Source organism: Glycomyces rhizosphaerae, assembly GCF_042647865.1.
GTDB classification, from domain to species: domain Bacteria; phylum Actinomycetota; class Actinomycetes; order Mycobacteriales; family Micromonosporaceae; genus Glycomyces; species Glycomyces rhizosphaerae.
Window position 1 is genome coordinate 55,445 of sequence record NZ_JBHRWO010000008.1, and the last position, 20,318, is coordinate 75,762.

The 20,318-nt window shown below is 69.9% G+C and carries 20 protein-coding genes; 11 read left to right on the top strand and 9 right to left on the bottom strand.

All coding sequences use genetic code 11. From position 1 onward, the window contains the following. The first annotated feature begins 10 nt into the window (after window positions 1–10). From ACFO8M_RS08405 to ACFO8M_RS08430, 6 genes are all read left to right on the top strand, one after another. Window positions 11–757, top strand: coding sequence for a GNAT family N-acetyltransferase (locus ACFO8M_RS08405; RefSeq protein ID WP_387973235.1), 747 nt, complete (start codon window positions 11–13; stop codon window positions 755–757). Between the two features lie 118 nt (window positions 758–875). Beyond that, a complete protein-coding gene (locus ACFO8M_RS08410; RefSeq protein WP_387973238.1) occupies window positions 876–1,211 on the top strand; it encodes a hypothetical protein in 336 nt (111 codons plus the stop codon). A 275-nt stretch (window positions 1,212–1,486) separates the two neighbouring features. Next, window positions 1,487–2,668 carry an NAD(P)/FAD-dependent oxidoreductase gene (locus ACFO8M_RS08415; protein ID WP_387973697.1) on the top strand — a complete coding sequence of 394 codons (1,182 nt, stop codon included), beginning with the start codon at window positions 1,487–1,489 and terminating at the stop codon, window positions 2,666–2,668. Then, window positions 2,665–2,922, top strand: a complete 258-nt coding sequence (locus tag ACFO8M_RS08420; RefSeq protein WP_387973241.1) for a (2Fe-2S)-binding protein — start codon at window positions 2,665–2,667, stop codon at window positions 2,920–2,922. Before ACFO8M_RS08415 ends, ACFO8M_RS08420 begins: the two co-directional genes overlap by 4 nt. Further along, window positions 2,919–4,307 (top strand): FAD-dependent oxidoreductase, encoded by a 1,389-nt coding sequence (locus tag ACFO8M_RS08425; RefSeq protein WP_387973244.1) that lies wholly within the window; start codon window positions 2,919–2,921, stop codon window positions 4,305–4,307. Before ACFO8M_RS08420 ends, ACFO8M_RS08425 begins: the two co-directional genes overlap by 4 nt. A 147-nt stretch (window positions 4,308–4,454) precedes the next feature. Beyond that, window positions 4,455–6,590 carry a beta-galactosidase gene (locus tag ACFO8M_RS08430; protein ID WP_387973247.1) on the top strand — a complete coding sequence of 712 codons (2,136 nt, stop codon included), beginning with the start codon at window positions 4,455–4,457 and terminating at the stop codon, window positions 6,588–6,590. 134 nt (window positions 6,591–6,724) lie between these two features. On the opposite strand, the gene ACFO8M_RS08435 is transcribed toward ACFO8M_RS08430, so the two are convergent. Next, complete coding sequence (locus ACFO8M_RS08435; protein ID WP_387973250.1) at window positions 6,725–7,618, bottom strand: sigma-70 family RNA polymerase sigma factor; 894 nt, start codon at window positions 7,616–7,618, stop codon at window positions 6,725–6,727. A 79-nt stretch (window positions 7,619–7,697) separates the two neighbouring features. Continuing rightward, window positions 7,698–8,270: a TetR/AcrR family transcriptional regulator gene (locus ACFO8M_RS08440; protein WP_387973253.1), complete on the bottom strand. Its 573-nt coding sequence runs from the start codon at window positions 8,268–8,270 to the stop codon at window positions 7,698–7,700. A 100-nt stretch (window positions 8,271–8,370) separates the two neighbouring features. Here ACFO8M_RS08440 and ACFO8M_RS08445 point away from each other — a divergent pair, with 100 nt between their 5' ends. The 3 genes from ACFO8M_RS08445 to ACFO8M_RS08455 all read left to right on the top strand — a co-directional run bounded on the left by ACFO8M_RS08445 (window position 8,371) and on the right by ACFO8M_RS08455 (window position 10,401). Continuing rightward, on the top strand, window positions 8,371–8,760 hold the full coding sequence (locus ACFO8M_RS08445; RefSeq protein ID WP_387973256.1) for a DUF4267 domain-containing protein: 390 nt from the start codon (window positions 8,371–8,373) through the stop codon (window positions 8,758–8,760). A 49-nt stretch (window positions 8,761–8,809) separates the two neighbouring features. Then, window positions 8,810–9,328 carry a GNAT family N-acetyltransferase gene (locus ACFO8M_RS08450; RefSeq protein ID WP_387973259.1) on the top strand — a complete coding sequence of 173 codons (519 nt, stop codon included), beginning with the start codon at window positions 8,810–8,812 and terminating at the stop codon, window positions 9,326–9,328. Window positions 9,329–9,432: 104 nt separating this feature from the next. Continuing rightward, complete coding sequence (locus tag ACFO8M_RS08455) at window positions 9,433–10,401, top strand: hypothetical protein (protein ID WP_387973262.1); 969 nt, start codon at window positions 9,433–9,435, stop codon at window positions 10,399–10,401. A gap of 10 nt (window positions 10,402–10,411) precedes the next feature. On the opposite strand, the gene ACFO8M_RS08460 is transcribed toward ACFO8M_RS08455, so the two are convergent. Further along, window positions 10,412–11,677: an MFS transporter gene (locus ACFO8M_RS08460; RefSeq protein ID WP_387973264.1), complete on the bottom strand. Its 1,266-nt coding sequence runs from the start codon at window positions 11,675–11,677 to the stop codon at window positions 10,412–10,414. A gap of 91 nt (window positions 11,678–11,768) precedes the next feature. Between ACFO8M_RS08460 and ACFO8M_RS08465 the strand changes: the two genes are divergently transcribed. After that, window positions 11,769–12,314: an ArsR/SmtB family transcription factor gene (locus tag ACFO8M_RS08465; protein ID WP_387973267.1), complete on the top strand. Its 546-nt coding sequence runs from the start codon at window positions 11,769–11,771 to the stop codon at window positions 12,312–12,314. A gap of 185 nt (window positions 12,315–12,499) precedes the next feature. Here the strand turns inward: ACFO8M_RS08465 and ACFO8M_RS08470 are convergent, their stop codons facing one another. The 5 genes from ACFO8M_RS08470 to ACFO8M_RS08490 all read right to left on the bottom strand — a co-directional run bounded on the left by ACFO8M_RS08470 (window position 12,500) and on the right by ACFO8M_RS08490 (window position 18,995). Beyond that, window positions 12,500–14,119: a glycerol-3-phosphate dehydrogenase/oxidase gene (locus tag ACFO8M_RS08470; RefSeq protein WP_387973270.1), complete on the bottom strand. Its 1,620-nt coding sequence runs from the start codon at window positions 14,117–14,119 to the stop codon at window positions 12,500–12,502. 11 nt (window positions 14,120–14,130) lie between these two features. Continuing rightward, entirely contained in the window at window positions 14,131–15,660 is a 1,530-nt protein-coding gene (gene glpK / locus ACFO8M_RS08475; RefSeq protein ID WP_387973273.1) for a glycerol kinase GlpK, read from the bottom strand. A 67-nt stretch (window positions 15,661–15,727) separates the two neighbouring features. Further along, entirely contained in the window at window positions 15,728–16,513 is a 786-nt protein-coding gene (locus tag ACFO8M_RS08480) for an MIP/aquaporin family protein (protein WP_387973276.1), read from the bottom strand. Window positions 16,514–16,786: 273 nt separating this feature from the next. Further along, the gene (locus ACFO8M_RS08485) at window positions 16,787–17,551 is read right to left on the bottom strand and encodes an IclR family transcriptional regulator (protein ID WP_387973279.1); all 765 of its coding nucleotides are present in this window, start codon (window positions 17,549–17,551) and stop codon (window positions 16,787–16,789) included. Window positions 17,552–17,741: 190 nt separating this feature from the next. Then, entirely contained in the window at window positions 17,742–18,995 is a 1,254-nt protein-coding gene (locus ACFO8M_RS08490) for a cellulose-binding domain-containing protein (RefSeq protein WP_387973282.1), read from the bottom strand. 140 nt (window positions 18,996–19,135) lie between these two features. On the opposite strand from ACFO8M_RS08490, the gene ACFO8M_RS08495 reads away from it, so the two are divergent. Then, entirely contained in the window at window positions 19,136–20,023 is an 888-nt protein-coding gene (locus ACFO8M_RS08495; RefSeq protein ID WP_387973285.1) for an SMP-30/gluconolactonase/LRE family protein, read from the top strand. On the opposite strand, the gene ACFO8M_RS08500 is transcribed toward ACFO8M_RS08495, so the two are convergent. Continuing rightward, window positions 20,020–20,223 carry a hypothetical protein gene (locus ACFO8M_RS08500; RefSeq protein ID WP_387973288.1) on the bottom strand — a complete coding sequence of 68 codons (204 nt, stop codon included), beginning with the start codon at window positions 20,221–20,223 and terminating at the stop codon, window positions 20,020–20,022. The genes ACFO8M_RS08495 and ACFO8M_RS08500 overlap by 4 nt on opposite strands. Between the last annotated feature and the right edge of the window lie 95 nt (window positions 20,224–20,318).

Consider the following 20,318-nt stretch of genomic DNA (forward strand, 5'->3'; position numbering starts at 1 on the left):
AAGGGTTGCAATGGAGGTCAGGCAGATCGAGGACCGTTGGGAGGCCCGGGGCGGCGAGCGCCTGGTCGGGACGGCGCACATGTGGGACCGCCCGGACGGCAAGCGGTTCGCTTGGTTCAACCCGATCGAATCGGAGCCGATCGCGGCGCTCTGCGACGCGATCGGCGCGACGCGGCCGGTGTACACGGTGTCCGACATTCACGAGACCGGCCTGCAGCGGCGGCTCGCGGCCGCCGGGTTCGTCGGCGACCGGTACGAGCACGACTGGACCCTGCCGGTCACGACGGCGGCCGACTGGAACGACGCGGCGCTGGCCGGGTTCGAGGTCGGACCGCCGGAGCGGTTCGGCATGGACGCGGTGCGGCGTTTCAACGACGAGGTGTGTGCCGACTCGCCAGGCATGCGGGGCTGGGTTTCGAGTGCGGAATTCTGGGCCGAGGAGCACAGCGGGGACGCCTATGATCCGGCGGTCTATCCGGTGGCTTGGGACCCCGCGGCGGAGCGTTTCGCCGGGATGGTGCGGATCTGGATGAACGAGTCCGGGCCGCGCCTCGGCCTGGTCGCCGCGGCGCGGCCGTACCGGGGCCGCGGGGTGGCGGGGGCGCTGCTGGGTGCGGCGTTCCGGGTGCTGCGCGAGCGCGGCCACACCAAGGTCGCCACCGAGTGCGATGCGGCGAACCTGGCTTCGAAAGGGCTGCTGGAGAAGGCGGGAGGCACGATAGTCGGCGGCACGATCCAGCTCGTCCGGCACCCGTGACCGGCGGCGTTCGGGCCGGAGTGCGGGTGAATGCGGCCCGGTAGGCGCTCGCGGTCAGGTCGGTGTGGCGGTAGGGCCCGCCCCGACCGCGCCCGGCCCGGCGTACTTGAATAGGGCGATGAACGATCACGAGGCGCGGCGGGTGTCGCTGCGAGCCGAGCACAACCCGCCTGAGTCGCATTACATGTGGGCCTATCTCGACGCGGACGGCGCCCTCCATGTGGACGGTCACGACATCGATCCCGGGCTCGACGAGTTCGTCGGCAAGGACGAGGTCGAGTACTTCTACACCGTTCAGCCCGAGCATCTCCCCGAGCTGACGGCATTGCTCGGCGGGGCGCCCGGTGGCGACGTACTCGATCTGCTCGCCGAACGCGGCTCGGGACCGGGCTCTTACACGTTGCGGAAGCTGCTGGTCAGCGGCGCGTTCCCGGTCGAGCGGCATACTCACTGAATGCCGCGCTCGGCGTCGTCGCCCCGGTCGGGGCGTGGTGGCCGAGGGGCTCGGGGCGCACGAGGTCGCGTTCGAGCACCGGGCCTTCGATCCGGGGTTCCTCGGGCATCGGTCCTTCGTCGGCGCTGGTCGAAAGGGTAAGGGCCGGGCGTGCGGGCGGTCGCGTCGTTTCCACGATGCGGGAGCGCCGAAACGGCCTCTGGACCACCGTGTAACCGGGGCCGGAGTCGGGCATACTCTCTGATCGTGCGAGTTCGGAGGGGCAGGTGAGTCGGATCGAGACGGCTGACGTGGTCGTGATCGGGGCCGGAATCATCGGCGCCGCGTGCGCCGAGGCGCTCAGCGCCGACGGCAAGCGCGTGCTCGTGCTCGACCGGGGCGCCCCCGCAGGGGGGACCACGGCCGGGGGCGAGGGCAATGTGCTGCTGTCCGACAAGGCCCCCGGACCGGAACTGGACTTGGCCGTCGCCTCGCGGCGGCTGTGGCCCGAGCTGCTGGAGTCGCTTCGAGCCGAGCTCGGCGACGAGGTCGCTCGGGTCGAATGGGAACCCAAGGGCGGATTGGTGGTCGCCACCGATCAGGACGCCGTGGGCCCGCTCGCGATCCTCGCTGAGGCGCAGCGCGCTGTCGGCGTCGAGGCGATCGACGTGGCCCCCGATGCGGCCCGCGCGATGGAGCCGCACCTGACCGAGCACGTGGCCGGGGCCGTCCACTACCCCGGGGACGCGCAGCTGCAGCCGGTGCTCGCCGCGACAGCACTGCTGGCGGCGGTACGCGCCCGCGGCGGCGCAGTGCGCGGCTGGTCCGAGGCGCACGGCCTGGTCATCGACCGTACCGGCGCGGTCGCCGGCGTCCGCGTGGGCGACGAGACGGTGCCGTGCGGCGCGGTCGTCAACGCGTGCGGGCCCTGGTCCGGGCATTTCAGCGCGGCGGCGGGCGCACCGATCGAGGTGCTGCCGCGCCGGGGCATGGTCCTGGTGACCGCCCCGCTCCCCCATGTCGTGGGCCGCAAGGTCTATGCCGCCGATTACGTTGCGGCCGTGGCGAGTTCGGATGTGGACCTGCAGGTGTCGGCGGTGGTCGAGTCGACCGCCACGGGCACGGTGCTCATCGGGTCGAGCCGCCAGCGCGTCGGCTTCGACGAGTCCCTGCAGGTCGAAGTGCTGCGGCGGTTGGCGCGCAGTGCAGTCAAGCTGTTCCCGGTCCTGGCGGGCGTGCCGGTGATGCGGACGTACGGCGGTTTCCGGCCGTACACCCCCGACCACCTGCCGGTGATCGGCGAGGACCCGCGGTTCCCCGGCCTGTGGCACGCGTCCGGGCACGAGGGCGCGGGGATCGGGCTGGCTCCGGCGACGGGGCGGCTGCTGGCGGATCTGATGAGCGGGCGGGAGCCCGAAGTGGACCCGGTCCGCTTCCGGGTCGACCGGCCCGCGGTGATCGCGGAGGTGCGGACGTGAGAGTGCGGTTCGACGGCGAAGAGATCGAGGCCGAAGAAGGCCAGACCGTCGCGGGTGTGCTGCTCGCGCGAGGGGTCCGCTCGTGGCGGACCACGCGCGGCGGTGACCGGCCGCGGGGGCTGTTCTGCGGCATCGGGGTCTGCTTCGACTGCCTGGTGAAGGTGAACGGGGTGCCGGACGTGCGGGCGTGCCAGCGGATGGTCGCCGACGGCGACGACATCCGAACCCAGGCCGGGGCGGAGCTGCCGTCATGAGGCGCATCGTGGTGATCGGCGCGGGACCGGCGGGGATGGCGGCGGCGAATGCCGCTGCGCTGCACGGCGTCGAGGTGGTGCTCATCGACGCGGGCGCGAAACTCGGCGGGCAGTACCACCGGCAGGACGCGATGGCGTCCGGCGACAAGTTCGAGCTTCCCGAGAACGTGGAGCACGTCGCGAACGCGGCCGTGTGGGCGATCGAGCCGGTCGACGGCGGGCATCGAGTCCACCTGCGGATCGGTGCGGCCGACGACCCGAACCGCAAGGGTCGGGCGGTGGAGGCGCGGGCGCTCGTGCTCGCTACGGGCGCTTACGATCGCGCGCTGCCGTTCCCGGGCTGGGATCTGCCGGGGGTGTTCACCGCCGGTGCGGCGCAGGCGCTCGCGAAGGGCCAGGGTGTGGCGGTCGGCGACCGGGTGGTCGTGGGCGGGACCGGGCCGTTCCTGCTGCCGGTGGCGGCCTCGCTGATCGGCGCGGGCGCGCGGGTCGTGGAGGTCGCGGAGGCGAACGCGGCGGTGACCGGGTGGCTTGCACGTCCTTTCAAAGCGCAGGCGACTGGGGCGCTTGCGGGTTGGTCGAAGACGGGTGAACTCGCTCGGTATGCGGGGACGCTCGTGCGGCACCGGGTGCCGTACCGGTCGCGCACGGCCGTGGTCGAGGCGCACGGCACCGATTGCGTGGAGTCGGTGACCCTGGCGAGGCTGGACGCGCTGTGGAATCCGGTGCCGGGTTCGGAGCGGCGCGTGGAGGCGGACGCGGTGGCCGTCGGGTTCGGGTTCACGCCGCAGCTCGAGCTCGCTCTGGCGGCCCGGTGCCGGGTGGAGGACGGGTTCGTCGTCGTCGATGCGGTGCAAGGGACTTCGACTCCCGGGGTGTTCGCGGCCGGGGAGCTGACGGGCATCGGCGGGGCCGATCTGGCGGCGAACGAGGGGACCGTCGCGGGCGCGGCGGCCGCGAAGTTCGTCGGCGGGGCGGTGGAGCCGCCGCTGCGGGCGATGGCGCGGGTGCGTTCGGGCCGGCGGTTCGCGGCGGCGCTGAACGCGGCCTACCCGGTGCAGTCGGGCTGGCAGGACTGGCTTCGCGACGACACGATCGTGTGCCGGTGCGAGGAGGTCACGAGGGACACGCTGTTCCGTGCCGTCGATGAGCGGGACGTGGGCGCGGTGCGCTCGCTCAAGCTCGTGAGCGGCGCCGGGCTCGGCTTGTGCCAGGGCCGGGTGTGCGGGCGGAACGTGGCGGAGCTGGCGGGCGTGGACCCGGTCGGGTTCGCGAAGCGGCCGATCGCCTCGCCGATCCGCCTGGCGGAGCTGGCCGAGGACGAGACGGTCGAGACGCCGATCGATGCCGAGGAGTCGGGTCGGGCGCTGGGCGTCGAATACTGATCGAACGAACGAGGGGCCGTCCGCTTTCGCGGGCGGCCCCTCGTTCGTCTGTCTCCGATGCGAAATCGGGGCGGCGGGATGAGGGTTGACATACGCTCCCGGGGTTGCGTACGGTACGGCTGACTACGTAGTCAGAAGGAGTCGCAGATGAGTCACTGGCCGAACCCGATCCTGTTCGGGGCCGCGTACTACTTCGAGTACCAGCCGGACGCCGCCGACGGATTCGACACCGAGGCCGCGCGGGCGCGGCTCAAGTCCGACCTCGACCTCATGGCCGAGGCGGGGTTCTCGGTCATCCGCGTCGGCGAATCCGTCTGGAGCACTTGGGAACCCGAGAACGGGCGGTTCGAACTCGACTGGCTGCAGCCGGTCCTCGACGGCGCGCACGAGCGCGGCATCGCCGTCATCCTCGGCACCCCGACGTACGCCGTCCCGCCGTGGCTCGTGCGCCTCTACCCCGAGATCGCCGGGGAGCACCGCACCGGCGAGCGCCTCGACTGGGGCGGTCGCCAGGAGGTCGACTACACGCACGCCGCGTTCAAGTTCCACGCCGAGCGGGTCATCCGCAAGATCATGGCTCGGTACGCCGAACACCCGGCCGTGATCGGCTTTCAGGTCGACAACGAGCCCGGCCTGCGGATCTACCACAACGAGGGCGTCTTCCAGCAGTTCGTCGACCGGCTGCGGCACCAGTACGGCGACGTGGAGACCCTCAACCGCGAATGGGGCCTGGTCTACTGGTCCCACCGCCTCACCACCTGGGCCGACCTGTGGCGTCCCGACGGGAACGCCCAGCCGCAGTACACGCTGGCGTGGCGCAAGTTCCAGGCCGACCTGACCACCGAGTTCATCGGCTGGCAGGCCGAACTCGCCCGCGAGTACGCGCGCGAGGACCAGTTCGTGACCACGTGCATCTCCTACTCGCGCCCCGGGATCGACGACCCGTCACTCACCGGGAGCCTGGACGTGACCGCCGGGAACCCGTACTACGCGATGCAGGACGGGCTCGCGATGCCGGCCTCCGACGGCGGCGACGCCATCGACTGGAACACCAAGGGCGCCTGGGCGCTCTACCACTCCGCCGACCGCATGTACTCCTCGAAGCAGGCGCCGTACCTGGTCACGGAGACCAACGCGCAGGCCATCGGCATGCCGTGGTGGAACGAGCCGGCGTACGACGGGCAGTGGCGCCAGGCCGCGTGGGCGCTGGTGTCGCGCGGCGCGTCCATGATCGAGTACTGGCAGTGGCAGACACTCCACTTCGGAACGGAGACGTACTGGGGCGGGGTGCTCCCGCACAGCGGGCAGCCCGGGCGGACCTACCGCGAGCTGACGCAGATCGGCAAGGAACTGCGCAAGACCGGTGCGGCCCTTGACGGTCTGGTGCCCGGCGCAGAAGTGGCGGTGCTGTACTCCAAGCGCAGCGAGTGGGCGCTCGCGGCCGAGCCGCAGATCCAGAACGACCAGGGCGGCCCTGAGCACCGCTCGTTCGAGGTCATCCACGGCCCGTTCTACCGGGGCGCGTTCGACGCCGGCGCCCAGGCACGGATCGTCCACACCGGTCAGTTGGGGTCACCGGAGGAGGCCGTGGCGGCGTACCCGGTCCTGGTGGCCGCCGGGCTGTACGCGGAGGACGACGACCTGCTCGACTGGCTGACCGCGTACGCGGCGGCGGGCGGGCACCTCGTCGTGGGTCCGCGCACCGGATACGCCGACGAGGAGGCCCGGGCGCGCCGGGACGTGCAACCCGCGCGGCTGAGCGAGGCGGCCGGAGTCTGGTACGAGGAGTTCGCGAACCTCACGAGCGAGGTCGCCGTCCGGGCCCCGGAGGGCTCGCCGCTCGCACTGGATGCCGGTGCGGCGGCGGTGAAGTGGGCTGACGGGCTGTACGCCGAAGGCGCATCCGGCGCCGCGGGGGCGCAGACCCTCGCCGAGTACGTGCACCCGCACTACGGCCGGTTCCCGGCGGCGACGACGAAGGCGCACGGCGAAGGCCGGGTCACCTATGTGGGCACGATCCCCAACTCGGCCTTCGGGAAGTCGCTGTTCGAGTGGCTCGTCCCCGCGAGCGAGTGGCGGCCCGAGCACCCGAGCCTCACGGTGACCGGCGGCGTCACCGGCGAGGGCCGCACCGTGCGGTTCGTGCACAACTGGTCGTGGAACGAGGTCGAGTACCCGCTGCCCGCGGCGGTGACCGACGCGATCGACGAAACCGCCTACGACGCGGGCGCTCCGCTGCCCCTCGGCCCATGGGACGTGAAGGTCCTCATCGAACAGCGTTGAGAGCAACGCCACCCGGCCCGGGAGGGTCGCGGCCCTCGTAACTGTCGTACCCCACTGCGATCCTTGAATAAGGGCACTTCTTTCCCGGCGCCGGTGGCGTCGCCCCTGCCCGGACAACGCCGGGCCGGGCCCTGTCAGTCGCCGACCGTCACGATGTCGCGCGCGGCGATCGTCGCCGGATCGTTCATGATGTCGATCGCCGCGACTCTGCCGTCGACCACGGCGAACGCCAGCACCGAACGCGGCGCGCCGCCCGGGGCCCACATCGCGCCCGCGAGGCCGTCGACCAGCACGGTGATCGCGTCTTTGGCCTGGCCGTTGAAGATCGCGGCGACCGCGGCCGCGCCGATGACCTCGCGTCCGGCGAAGCCGGTCGCGACGGCATCCTCGTCGGCGACCACGATGATGCCCGGGTCGAGCACGGCGAGCAGGTCCTCGAAGCGGCCTTCGCGGGCGGCGGCGAGGAACGCATCGACCACCGTCTTCTGCTGCCTCGCATCGCGATCCGCCTCAGCGCGCTCCCTGCCTTCGCGCACGCGCCTTCTCGCGCGGCTGGCGAGCTGGCGCGTCGCCTCGGTGGTTCGGTCGAGGACCGGGGCGATGCGGTCGAAGGGCACGCCGAACAGGTCGTGCAGCACGAACGCCACGCGTTCGGCCGGACCGAGCGCGTCGATGACCACTTGGAGGGCGAGGCCCACCGAGTCGGCCATGACCGCATCGGACTCGGGATCGCCGCCGGCGCTCGGGGCGGCGGCCAGCGGGAGGTCGGCGTCGAGGGCGTCCTCACGTCGGGTCCGTCGCGAGCGCAGCAGGTTCAGGCAGATCCGCGAGACCACGGTGGTGAGCCAGCCGCGCAGGTTCTCGACGTCCGCGGTCTCGGTGCGGGCAAAGCGCATCCACGCTTCCTGGACGGCATCGTCCGCCTCCCCGGAGCTGCCGAGCATCCGGAACGCCACGGCCCGCAGGTGGTCGCGGTGCTCCTCGAAGCGCTGCACCGCACCGTGCTCGTCAAAGACGCCGTCATTCATGTGGTCCTCCGCAATGGTCGCCCAACTGTACTGACCCCGCGGCACCTGGGAACGTGACAAGTCCTGACGAACGCGCTGCTCAGCCGGAGGTGAACTGCCGCACCAGGATCTCGAGCCGATGTCTCTCCAAATCCGGACGCAGCCGCTTGGTCCGGCTGAGCACGGCGAGCCCGTGAATCGCGGCCCAACCGGTCTCGGTGAAGGCGTCCGGGTCCTGCCCCTCCTTGGCGAGCGGCGCGAACACCCTGTACAGGGAGGCGAAAGCGGCCTTGAGCGGCTCAGGCGCGTCCGGACCGAACGGCAGGCCTTCAGCCAGGGAGAAGATCGCGTCGAAGACCGCCGGCTGGGTGTTGGCGAAGTCGAGATAGGCGCGCGCCACTGCCGCGAGCCCGCCGCCTTCGGGTCCGGCGACGCCTGCCTTGTCAAGTATCACCGCCAGTTCCGCACAGCCCTGCAGTGCGACCGCGTCGATGATCGCGGAGCGACCTGCGAAGTGGCTGTAGAGGACCGGCTGGCTGTACTCGATGCGCTCGGCGAGTTTGCGCACGGTCACCGAAGGCCAGCCGTCCGCTTCGGCCATCTCTCGGGCGGCTTCGACGATGAGCGATTCCCTTTGGGCGCGTTCACGCTCCTTGCGCTGCTGTGTAGCCATGGACACATCTTAGCAGTGCTAGCTATTCGAGCAAGGCTATGGTAGCTTCGCTATAGAACCTAGCGACGCTAGATTTCCTACCCTGACTAAGGAGCCCCCCATGGCACTGCGCATCACCGCCAACGTTCTCACCATCCTCTCCATCCTCTTCGCCTTCTACCTCGGCATCTCCTTCCTCTTCTTCCCCGAGGCGAGCGCCGCGGGCGTCGGATTCGACGTCTGGCCCACTGGCGAAGCAGCCCAGTTCCTCAACATGAAAGGCGTCCGCGACTTCGTCACGGGCGTCATCCCACTGACCTTCCTGGCCCTGGGCCAGCGCCGGGCGCTCGGCTGGGCCTTGCTGTGCATCGCGCTGGTCCCCGTCGGCGACGGCACGGCCATCCTGCTCAACGGCGGCAGCGCCGCCGCCGCGTTCGGCATGCACTACACCGCGGCCGTCTTCGTGGCCGTCACCGGCCTGGTCAACCTCCAGGTCGCGCGGCGTGCCTGACCGGCGCAAATCCGTTGCGGGCGTTCGTACGCGCTGTGATACTCGGCCGGTGACTCTCATTCGACGCGAGACCGAGGGCGACGCGCCCCTCATCCACGCCCTTCACGACGCCGCCTTCGCCACGGTCGACTACGCCTCCGGGACCGAAGCCGCGATCGTCGACGCACTGCGCGGCAGCGAGGACTGGGTACCGCAGCTGTCGCTGGTGGCCGAGGCCGACGGCAAGCCCGTCGGGCACGTCGTGTGCTCGTACGGGCGCCTGGCCGGGGAGCGGATCCTCGGCCTCGGCCCGATCGGCGTCGACCCCGCGCTGCACGGCAAGGGGATCGGCTCGGCTCTCATGCACGCGGCCGTCGCGGGGGCGGACGCCCTGGACGAACCGATGATCATCCTGCTCGGGAACCCGGACTACTACGGCCGCTTCGGTTTCGAACCGGCCGCGCGGTACGGCATCGAGCCGCAGGAACCGGACTGGGCGCCCGCGTTCCAGGTCCGCCGCCTCGCCAACTGGCGCGAGGACCTGCGCGGACGCTACGTCTACTCCCCCGGTTTCGACGCGCAGAACTGAATGCCCGCGCCGGATCGGTGTGATCCGAATTTCGTCCCCATTGTATTGAAGAATTGAAAATCGTAGCGTCGGGCGGAACCGTTCTTCACTCATCGGAGGCTTCGATGTTCCTGCCCTATACCGGCTCCGGCCACTACTGCTACGCCAACTCGCTCTCGATGGCGCTGGGACCCGCTTCGCCGGGGCCCGGCGTCATCGAGGTCCTCACGGGTTCGCCGTTCGGGATGCAGCTGCTCGACGGCGACACGCCGTTCTTCGACCCGGCCGGATGGGAGGGCGACATCGCCCTCGACGCGGCCAGTGCCGCGCTCGGCTGGGAGTGCGTCCGCGAATCGGGCGGCACACCAGAGGAGGCCGCCGCGCGGTTGACGGCGGCGAGTCCGGCTGACCCGCTCCTTGTCGGCCCGGTCGAGATGGGTCTGCTGACCCACGCACCCGGGCGCGGCACGCCTTGGGGCGCCGACCATTACGTGATCGTTCTCGGAGTGGAACGCGGCATGGTCCGGTTCCACGATCCGGCCGGGTTCCCGTTCGCGACGCTCCCGATAGAGCAGTTCACGGCCGCATGGCGAACCGACTCGCTCGTGTACGGCGAGCCGTACACGTCGCGGCGCGGTTTCGTCCGGACCCGGGAGGTCACCGCGGTCGAGGCGATCCGCGCGAGCGCGTCCACGTGGGTCTCGTGGCTCCGCGGTGACCACGGTTTTCCGGTCTCGGAGGGGACGCTCGCGAACCGGGAGGCGGCCGAGACGATCGCCGCGATGGTCGAGGACGGACTTCCTGACAAGGCCCGGGACCAGTTGGCGGGCTTTGCGATCGCGGTCGGGACCCGGCGGCTCGCCGATGCAGGGGCCTGCCTGGCGGCGGCAGGCGCTGACTGTGCCGATGCACGGCTCGGAAGCTTCGCCGAGGCCGCATCAGCAATCACCGCCAGGCAGGCCCGGCTCGTGGGCGGTCTTCAATACGACCTCGTGGCCGGACGGACCGCCGAGGCCGCCGCCGCGCTGCGCGCCCTCGCGCCGACCTATGACGAGCTCGCCGACGCCTTGGCGGCGTTCGCGAGTCGTCAGTGACCGTGCGGGTTCAGGGCACCGGGACCGGCTCGGGCTCCGGGTGCGGGAGGTCGCGCAAGTTCCGCAACGGCGAGAAGAAGACCGGGAGGAAGGCCAGGCAGACGCCGATCGCACCGATCCAGAGCGTCCCCCTCGCCCCGACGAACTCGCCGAGGACGCCGCCGAGGAGCGCGCCGACAGCGCTGAGACCCCAGGCGAGGAACCGGACCGTGGCGTTCATGCGGCCGAGCAGCCGATCGGGGGTGAGGCGCTGGCGGAAGCTCACCTGGTTGACGTTGTAGATCACCGATCCAATGCCGACGACGCCCGTGCCGAGGGCGGCGATCCAGACGCGCCATCCCGGTTCGGCGGCGGGGAGCAGGAGCATCCCGGGCGAGGTCACTATGGTCGAGATCCAGATGGCGCGCCCCTCACCCAGCCAGGCCGTCACGGGCCCGGTCACGAACGCGCCGATGAGGCCGCCGACACCGAACACGGCGAAGAACAGGCCGATCTCGCCGGCCGTCAGCCCCATGTCGCGCGGCAGGAAGACCACGATCATCGCCATATACGCGCCCATCCAGAGGTTCCACCAGCTGGTCGCGGCCACGATGGACGCCAGGATGCGGTTGCGGAAGACGAAGGCCAGGCCTTCCTTGATCTCGGTGGAGATCCGGGCGTCATGGGCGACTTCGGGTTTGGCCTCTCGGCGGCGGATGCGGACCAGGAACAGGGCGGAGGCGCCCATCGCGACGGCGTCGAAGGCGAGGGCCACTGGCGCGGTGAGCCATTCGATGAGCTGGCCGGCGAGCACGGGGCCGCCGAGTTGGGCGGTCGAGCGCACCGTCTCGAGCTTGGCGTTGCCTTCGACTAGCTTCTGGCGGCCGACGAGGTGCGGCAGGTAGCTCTGGTAGGAGACGTCGAAGAAGACGGTGAAGACGCCGATGACGAACGCGACGGCGTAAAGGTGCCAGATGGTGAGCGCGTCGGCCCACCAGGCGATGGGCACGGTGAGGAGCACGGCGGCGCGCACGATGTCACTCACGATGAGGACGCGGCGGCGGCGCATCCGGTCGATCCAGGCGCCGGCGGGGAGGCCGATGAGCAGGAACGCGACCATCGTCATGGAGGAGAGCACGCCGACCTCGAACTCGCTGACGTCGAGCGCGAGTACCGCCGCGAGCGGCAGGGCGAGGGAGGTGATCTGGTAGCCGAACTGGGCCACGGTGGTGGAAAGGAAGAGGCCGCGGAAGTCGTGTTCGCGCAGCAGCCCGAGCCGGTCCGGTTTTTCAGGCATGGCGGGTCCGGGATCGCCGAGGGAGATCATGCGATTGAGTATTCTCAATCAATTGGGGAAAGTCAATCGATTAGGCCGCTAGGATGATCACGTGGCAGAGAAGCGCAGCTCCGAGAGGTTCAAGGACGATCGGCCGGTGGCGACCGAGGCCGAGGCGAAGGCCGTGGCTTCGGCCGTGCGCCTGCGCATCCTGCGCCTGTGCCTCGACGCACCCTTGACGAACAAGGAGATCGCGCAACGGCTCGGGTCGAATCCGGCCACGGCGCTGCACCACGTGCGCAAGCTCGTGGAGACGGGTTTCCTTGCGGCGCAGGAGGAGCGGGTGGGGGCTCGGGGTGCGCGGGAGATCCCGTACCTGGCGACTCGGAAGTCCTGGGCGCTGCAGCTGGGTGACGAGTTCCGGTCGGACCTGGCCGGGGCGATGCTCGAAGCGTTCCGAACCGAGGTCGCGCAGGTGGACGACCCGGCCGAGGTGAACGCGTCGCGGCTTGGGCTGCGGCTGAACGACGAGCAGTACCGCGAGATCACTGAGCGGTTCAAGGCACTGTTCGACGACCTCGCAAGCATGGAGCCCGGTCCGGACGCAAAGCCCTACTCGCTGTTCATGGCGATCCACCCGGACGCCGGTCGAGACTAAAGGGGTATCCCCGTCCCTAGCCTTGAAAACGGACACTGTGCCAATTTGCGGCTCGCAGGCGTCGCCGAGACCGGGACCCCCAATGCAATTCTGGCGCAGGGGTACGACAGCGAACGAGCGGCGGAAGTGCACGAAAAGGCCGGGAGCGAGAACCTCTCAGATCTCGCTCCCGGCCGCTCCCTCATTTATTTCTTGTCGAGCAGTGCTTGGACTTTGGCGCGGACCTCGGGGGTGTCGAGGCCGCGGATCATCAAGGTGGTGCGGCGGCGGAGCACGTCGTCGGCCGTCTGGGCCCACTCGCGGTCGCGGGCGTAGACCACCTGGGCCATGATCTCCGGCGCGTCCGGGTGGACGCGCTCGGCGAGCTCCGGGTGCTCGCCCGCGAGGCGGGTGATGTCGAAGGCGAGCGAACCGTAGTGCGTCGCAAGGTGCTTGGCGGTGTCCTCGCCGAGGTTCGGCAGCGGCGCGCCGCCGTCCGAGAGCAGCCGGTGCTCCACCGCGTGCGGGTTCGCGATGCCCGGCAGCGGCAGCCGGTGCGGCAGGTTCGCCATCGGCTCCATCTCCGAACCGAGCGAGTAGCCCGGCAGGTCCGCGAGCTTCTTGATCACGGTCCGTCCGATGTGGCGGAACGTGGTCCACTTGCCGCCCGCCACCGAGAGCATCCCGCCGCGCCCCTCGGTCACCACCGTCTCGCGCTTGGCCTTCGAGGTCGCGCCCGGACCGCCCGGCAGGACCCGCAGGCCCGCGAACGCGTACGTGATCAGCTCGGGATTGAGCTGCTCCGAACGCACCGAGACGCTCGCCTCGTCGAGGATCTGCTTGAAATCGGCCTTGGTCGGCGCGACCTGCCCCGGGTCGCCCTCGTAGATCTCGTCCGTCGTGCCGAGCAGGAGCATGTCCTCCCACGGCAGCGCGAACGCGATGCGGTACTTGTCGACCGGCGTCGCCAGCGCGGCGCCCCAGTCGGCGGTGCGCTTGAGCACCAGGTGCGCGCCCTTGGAGAGCCGGATCGACGGGTCCGCGGCCGGGTTCTCCATGCGGCGCAGGTGGTCGACCCACGGGCCGGTGGCGTTGAGGACGACGTGGGCGTTCACGCCGAACTCGGTGCCGTCGACCTTGTCGCGCAGGTCGGCTCCGCTGACGCGGCCGTCGGTGAAGCGCAGGCCCGTGACCTCGGCGTAGTTGAGGACGGCCGCGCCGGCGTCGACCGCCGCGCGGGTGGTCATGAGCGCCATGCGGGCGTCGTTCATCTGGCTGTCGCCGTAGACGGCGACGGCTTTGAGGTCCTTGACGCGCAGTTCCGGCACGGCCTCGCGGGCTTTGGCGGGGCTGAGCAGGTGGCCGACGCCGTCGCCGAATCCCGAGAGCGCGGAGTAGGCGAAGACGCCCGCGCCGAGCTTCGCGGCGCCGTGCGGGCCGCCTTTGTAGACGGGCAGGTAGAACTTGAGCGGGCGGGAGAGGTGCGGCGCCACCTGGCGGGTGACGGCGCGGCGCTCGAAGTGGTTCTCCGCCACGAGTTTGACCGCGCCGGTCTGGAGGTAGCGCAGGCCGCCGTGGAGGAGCTTGGAGGAGGCGGAGGAGGTGGCGCCGGCGAAGTCGCCGGCGTCCACGAGGGCCACCCGCAGCCCCGACTGGGCGGCGTGCCAGGCGGTGGAGATGCCCAGGATGCCGCCGCCGATGACGAGCAGGTCGAACGTGACGTTCGCGAGCTGCTCGCGCAGTTCGGCGCGACCCACCCGCTGCGTGAAGCGGACGGGGCCGGTCGGGTTCGCCTCCGGGCCGGAGACGTGCTGCAAGGTGGTCATCGCGATGCTCCCTATTCGTCCTGCCAGCCCATGGTCCGCTGGACGGCCTTGAGCCAGTTCTTGTATTCCCGGTCGCGGACTTCGGAGTCCATGTCGGGAGTCCATTCGGCGGCGCGGCGCCAGTTGGCGCGCAGGTCTTCGACGTTGTCCCAGAAGCCGACGGCGAGGCCGGCGGCGTAGGCGGCGCCGAGGCAGGTGGTCTCGGCGACCATGGGGCGCACGACGGGTGCGTCGAGGACGTCGGCGAGGAACTGCATGAGGAGGTTGTTGGAGGTCATGCCGCCGTCGACCTTGAGCGCGACGAGGTCGTCGCCGGAGTCCTTGATCATGGCGTCGGAGATCTCGCGGGTCTGCCAGGCGGTGGCCTCCAGGACGGCACGGGCGATGTGCGCCTTGGTGACGTACCGGGTGAGACCGGCGATGACGCCGCGGGCGTCGGAGCGCCAGTAGGGCGCGAACAGCCCGGAGAAGGCCGGCACGAAGTAGGCGCCGCCGTTGTCCTCCACGGACATCGCGAGCGTCTCGATCTCCGCGGCGGTCTTGATGAGACCCATCTGGTCGCGCATCCACTGGACGAGCGAGCCGGTGACGGCGATCGAGCCTTCGAGGGCGTAGACCGGGTCCTGGTCGCCGATGCGGTAGCCCACGGTGGTGAGCAGACCGGATTCGGAGTGGATGAGCTTCGGGCCGGTGTTCATGAGCATGAACGTGCCGGTGCCGTAGGTGGACTTGGCCTCGCCGACGCTGAAGCAGGTCTGTCCGAACAGGGCGGCCTGCTGGTCGCCGAGGGCGGAGGCGACCGGGACGCCCGCGAGGAGGCCGCCCAGGGGGCCGCCGGTGACGGTGCCGTAGACCTCGGAGGAGGAGCGGATCTCGGGGAGCACCTGCAGGGGCACGCCCATCTCGGCCGCGATCTCCTCGTTCCATTGGAGGTCTTCGAGGTTCATCAGGAGGGTGCGGGAGGCGTTGGTGACGTCGGTGACGTGCACGCCGCCGTTGACGCCGCCGGTGAGGTTCCAGATGACCCAGGAGTCCATGGTGCCGAACAGGAGGTCGCCTGCTTCGGCGCGTTCGCGCAGGCCGTCGACGTTGTCGAGGAGCCAGGCGATCTTGGGGCCGGCGAAGTAGGCGGCGAGGGGCAGGCCGGTCTCGCGGCGCCAGCGGTCCTGGCCGGCGTCGCCGCCGAGCTTCTTGCAGAGCACGTCGGTGCGGGTGTCCTGCCAGACGATGGCGTTGTGGACCGGCTTGCCGGTGCGCTTGTCCCACAGCATGGTGGTCTCGCGCTGGTTGGTGATGCCGATGGAGAGGATGTCCTCGCGGGAGGCGCCGGCCTTGACCATCGCGCCGGCGACCACGTCTTGGACGTTCTTCCAGATCTCGGCGGCGTCGTGCTCGACCCAGCCGGGCTTGGGGAAGATCTGCTCGTGCTCTTTCTGGTCGACGGCGACGATCCGGCCGTCGCGGTCGAAGATGATGCACCGCGAGGAGGTGGTGCCCTGGTCGATGGCCGCGATGAACGGGCCGGTGTGCGTGTCGGTCATGGTTCGCTCCAGAACGTCGTTGTCGTGGTGGGAGTCGGCGATGGATACGTCGATTGTGTCCTCATCGCTACCCGAGGGCAACGTTGTAGAGGAGTCCGGCGAGGACGCCGCCGATGACGGGGCCGACGACGGGGATCCAGGCGTAACCCCAGTCGGAGCGGCCCTTGCCCTTGATGGGCAGGATCGCGTGGGCGATGCGGGGGCCGAGGTCGCGGGCCGGGTTGATGGCGTAGCCGGTGGGGCCGCCGAGCGAGAGGCCGATGCTGACGACGACGAGCGAGGTGATGAGCACGCCGAGGACGCCGAGGCCGTTGCCCGCGTCGTTGAGGCCCTGGGTGAGGATCGCGAAGACCAGCACGAAGGTCGCGATGATCTCGGTGACGAGGTTCTGGGCGGTGTTGCGGATCTCGGGGGCGGTGGAGAAGATGCCGAGGACCGGGCCGGCCTCGGCGGCCTGCGCTTCGGCCGTGGACTGCGCGCCCGGGCCGGAGCGGAGGGCGAGTTCGGCCATGTGGGCTTGGAACTGGCCGTAGTAGGCGGCCCAGGCGAGGGTCGCGCCGAGGATCGCGCCGATCGTCTGGGAGACGATGTAGACCGCGACCTGGTCCCAGGGGACATTGCCCTGGACGGCGAGGCCGAGGGTGACCGCCGGGTTGAGGTGGGCGCCCGAGATGCCGGCCGAGATGTAGGCGGCGGTGAGGACCGCGAAGCCCCACCCGAAGGCGATGGCGAGCCAGCCCGCGTTCTGGGCCTTGGACTTCTTGAGGGTGACTGCGGCGCATACGCCCGCGCCGAGGAGGATCAGCATCGCAGTGCCGACGACCTCGCCGAGAATGATGTCTGAAGTGGACACACCGACTCCTTTGTCTGCGTCCGGGTCCGTCACCGGGGGGCGGCGGTCCCGTTGGAAGGGCTTGTTCGACTCGGAAGGCGGGACGAACGCTGAAGCCGTCAGGCGTTCGACAATGCCGACCGATGTACGAAAGTGTTCTCCTTCATTACCGACGCGTCAAGTGCTATGTGATGGCCATCACTTCCTTAATTGCGAACCGTGCGAAACGCCTGCAAGACAGGCATACCAGAGTCACATGGGAACCGCAAAAATATGGCGTAATGGGACGAAACGCTAGAAGGGCTTGGCCCCGAGATCGCGGGAGACGGAGCGGGCCGTGTCGCGGACCGCCGCGATGAGCTCCGGACGCAGCTCGCCGTCCCGGCACACCCGCTCGACGGCGCCGGTAATGCCGACCGCCCCGACCGCCAGGCGGCGCCGGTCGAAGATCGGGGCCGACACCGCGGCCACCCCTTCCAGGGTCTCCTCGATCTCAATGGCGTAGCCCTGGGCGCGGGTCTGCTCCAGCGACCGCTCGATGTCGTCGAGGTCGGTGACCGTGCGGGCCGTGAAGGGCTCGCGCTTGGCCTCGACGAGCTCGGCGTGGGCCACCGGGTCGGTCGCGGCGAGGACCTTGCCGAGCGCTGTGGAGTGCAGCGGCTGCATCGCGCCGACCTCGAGGACCTGGCGGCTGTCGTCCGGGCGGAAGACATGGTGGACGATGAGCACGCCCTGCTGGTGCAGCACACCGAGATAGACCGCCTCGCCACCGGAGCGCGCGAGGTCGTCGGTCCACACCAGCGCGCGGGCGCGCAGCTCGTGGACGTCGAGGTACGTGGTGCCCAGGCGCAGGAGCTCGGCGCCCAGCTGGTAGCGGCCCGAGCCCGGGTCCTGCTCCACGAAGCCCTCGTGCTGGAGGGTGCGGAGGATGCCGTGGGCCGTCGCCTTCGCCAGGCCCAGCGAGGAGGCGATGTCGGACAGGCCGAGGCGCCGCTCGCCGCCCGCGAGCAGCCGCAGCATGGCCGCCGCCCGCTCGAGCGACTGGATGTTCTTGGCCATCCGCGCGCCTCCGTTCCCTCGGTGGCGGCACTCGGCAGTGCCGCCCTCGACAATGCCGCCTTTGACAAAGCCTCGTTCGACAATGCTAAACGCTATCGGTCGTTGCCGACCAACCGTGTCCGCCTTTCGGGCGTTTCGCGTCACGCGAACGGCGGCGGACCCGGAGGTCCGCCGCCGTCGGATCGGAGAGTCAGTAGCCGTAGCGGCTCTTGAGGTGGCGCCACCAGTCGCGCAGCATCCACTGGTCGAATTCGGTGATCGTCGCCGAGGAGCCCGCGTTCATGATGAAGCAGCACTGGCCCGTCGGCGTCCAGTCATAGAAGTCGTCAAGGCCGAACGTGTGGCCCAGTTCGTGGAGGTAGATCGTGATCTGGCTGGAGTTCAACGAGTTCACGAAGTACTCCTGGCCCATGCGCTGGCCCCAGTCGCCGCCCGCGCCGCCGCCCATGCCCTGCGTCAGCCACAGGCTCTGGTCGTAGTGATGCGCCGCGCCACCCGGACACTGGGAGTAGTTCCCGTCCTGGTGGAAGAACCGCCCGCAGGCCTCGGAGCACTGGGGCGCGTCCTCGCGGATGTCCCCTATGTAGACGTCCACCGAGGAGTCGCTCCACTGCAGGTGGTTGCGGTCGTAAGCGGCCCAGCCGACCACGTTGACGTCGATCTGGTCGAAGGGGAACTCGTTCCAGCCGGCCATCTGGTCGAACCAGAGGTCGTACTGCTGCTGGAGCTTCGCCTCGATCGCGTCGCGGGTCTGCAGCGACACCGAGTTCCGCGAGTCCCAACGGACGCAGTAGTTGATCGAGCCGCCGGTGGCCATGATCTGGTCCCAGCCGAAATTGCGGAAGTTCAGGTTGTAGGTGTCCTCGACGTGGGCCCAGACCTCGTTGAGCGGCTGGACGAGGTTCGAGGGCGGGCTCCACTCGTCCTGGCCGGTGCCGCCGGTCGGGACCTCCGTGGGTGAGGCGGTGACGTTCGTGGGCGGGTCGGTCGGCAGTTCACCGGTGTCGCCGGTGCACTCGACGCCGTTGAGCCGGAAGGACTCCGGAACGGCGTTCGCGCTGCCGGCGAAGGTGCCGGTGAAGCCGAAGCTCGCCGTTGAAGCGGACGCGAGCCGCTTGTTGTAGTCGACGCCCGAGGCGATGACGTGCACACCGGACTGCGTTGCGCTGGTGTTCCAGGCGTTCGCCACTTTCTGCGTGCCGGGGAAGTCCCATTCGAGCTTCCATGGGTCGAACGCGGTGTCGCCGAGATTGGTGATGTCCACATTGGCATTGAAGCCGCCGGGCCACTCGGCGGTGACCTGGTAGTCGACTTCGCAACCCGTAGTGGCCGCCTCGGCCGTCATGACGGTGAACGCCGTACCGCCCGCGGCCACCACCGCCACGGCGGTGGCGGCGATGGCGGCGCGCAGCCGTCTGCGTTCATAGGGGAGTGCCGGTCCCATCTTCGATCCTGTCTGTTCGCGGCGGCCGGGCCCGTCCCGGCCGACCTTCGCTTCAGCTAACGTGTGTCCGGCTGTATGCCGGACACATCGACCGGAACGAGCTGTTCACGGTCGCACACAGGCTATATCGAGGAGTTTCGATGCACAATGATCCGGTGGGTTTCCGAAAATTCGACGATCGCTTCAGGGTCGCGGGCGACGACTACCTCGAATGCCTGTTCTCCGGCGGGCGCTGGACCGAAGGTCCGGTGTACGTGCCCTCCGGGAAGTACCTGCTGTTCAGCGACATCCCGAACGACCGGATCATGCGCTGGGACGAGACCGATGGCTCGGTGAGCGTCTTCCGCTCCCCCGCCGGGTACACGAACGGCCACACCCTCGACCGCCAAGGGCGCCTGGTGTCCTGCTCGCACGGGGAGCGGCGGGTCACCCGGACCGAACTGGACGGCTCGATCAGCGTGGTCGCCGATCGCTTTGAGGGCAAGCGGTTCAACAGCCCCAACGACGTCGTCGTCTCCAGTGACGGCGCGGTCTGGTTCACCGACCCGCCCTACGGCATCACCAGCGACTACGAGGGTTACAAGTCGGAACCGGAGATCGACGGCTGCCACGTGTACCGGGTCGACCCCTCGGGCGATGTGGAGCGGGTCGTCGACGACTTCCAGCGGCCCAACGGGCTCGCCTTCTCCCCCGACGAATCCGTGCTCTACATCGCCGACACCATGGGCGGCCACATCCGCCGCTTCAATGTCGACGGCGGCAAGCTCAGCGGCGGCGAAGTGTTCGCCTCGTCCCCGGGCGGGGGCCTCGACGGCCTGCGCGTGGACGTCGAGGGCCGGGTCTGGGCCGCCGCGGCAGACGTGTACTGCTTCGACCCTGACGGCACCCACCTGGCGACGCTCCCGATCCCGCAGCCCAGCGTGTCGAACCTGGTCTTCGGCGGCCCGAAGCGCAACCGCCTCTTCATTACCGCCACGGACTCGGTCTACTCGATCATGTTGAACACCAACGGGACCTGGAGCCTTTAGCCGAGGGCGTGGGCAATGACGACGACGATCGGGCCCAGGAGCGGCAGGACGACGTTCGAGAAGGCGTAGACGATCGTGTAGGCCATGAGCGGGGTCGCGTTCCCCGCGGCGGCCTGCACGGCCGTGACGACCTCCGCTCGAGGCGGTCGGCGATGTCGCTCTGGGCGCTCACCGGGTTCGGGGGGACGGGGTCGTATCATGTTGCGGCAATGAAAACTTTCTTCACTTCATTGACAACTCAAGAAGTGTTCCGTCATTCTGGTCGGTACATCGAGGACCGGCGGCGCGCCCGCCG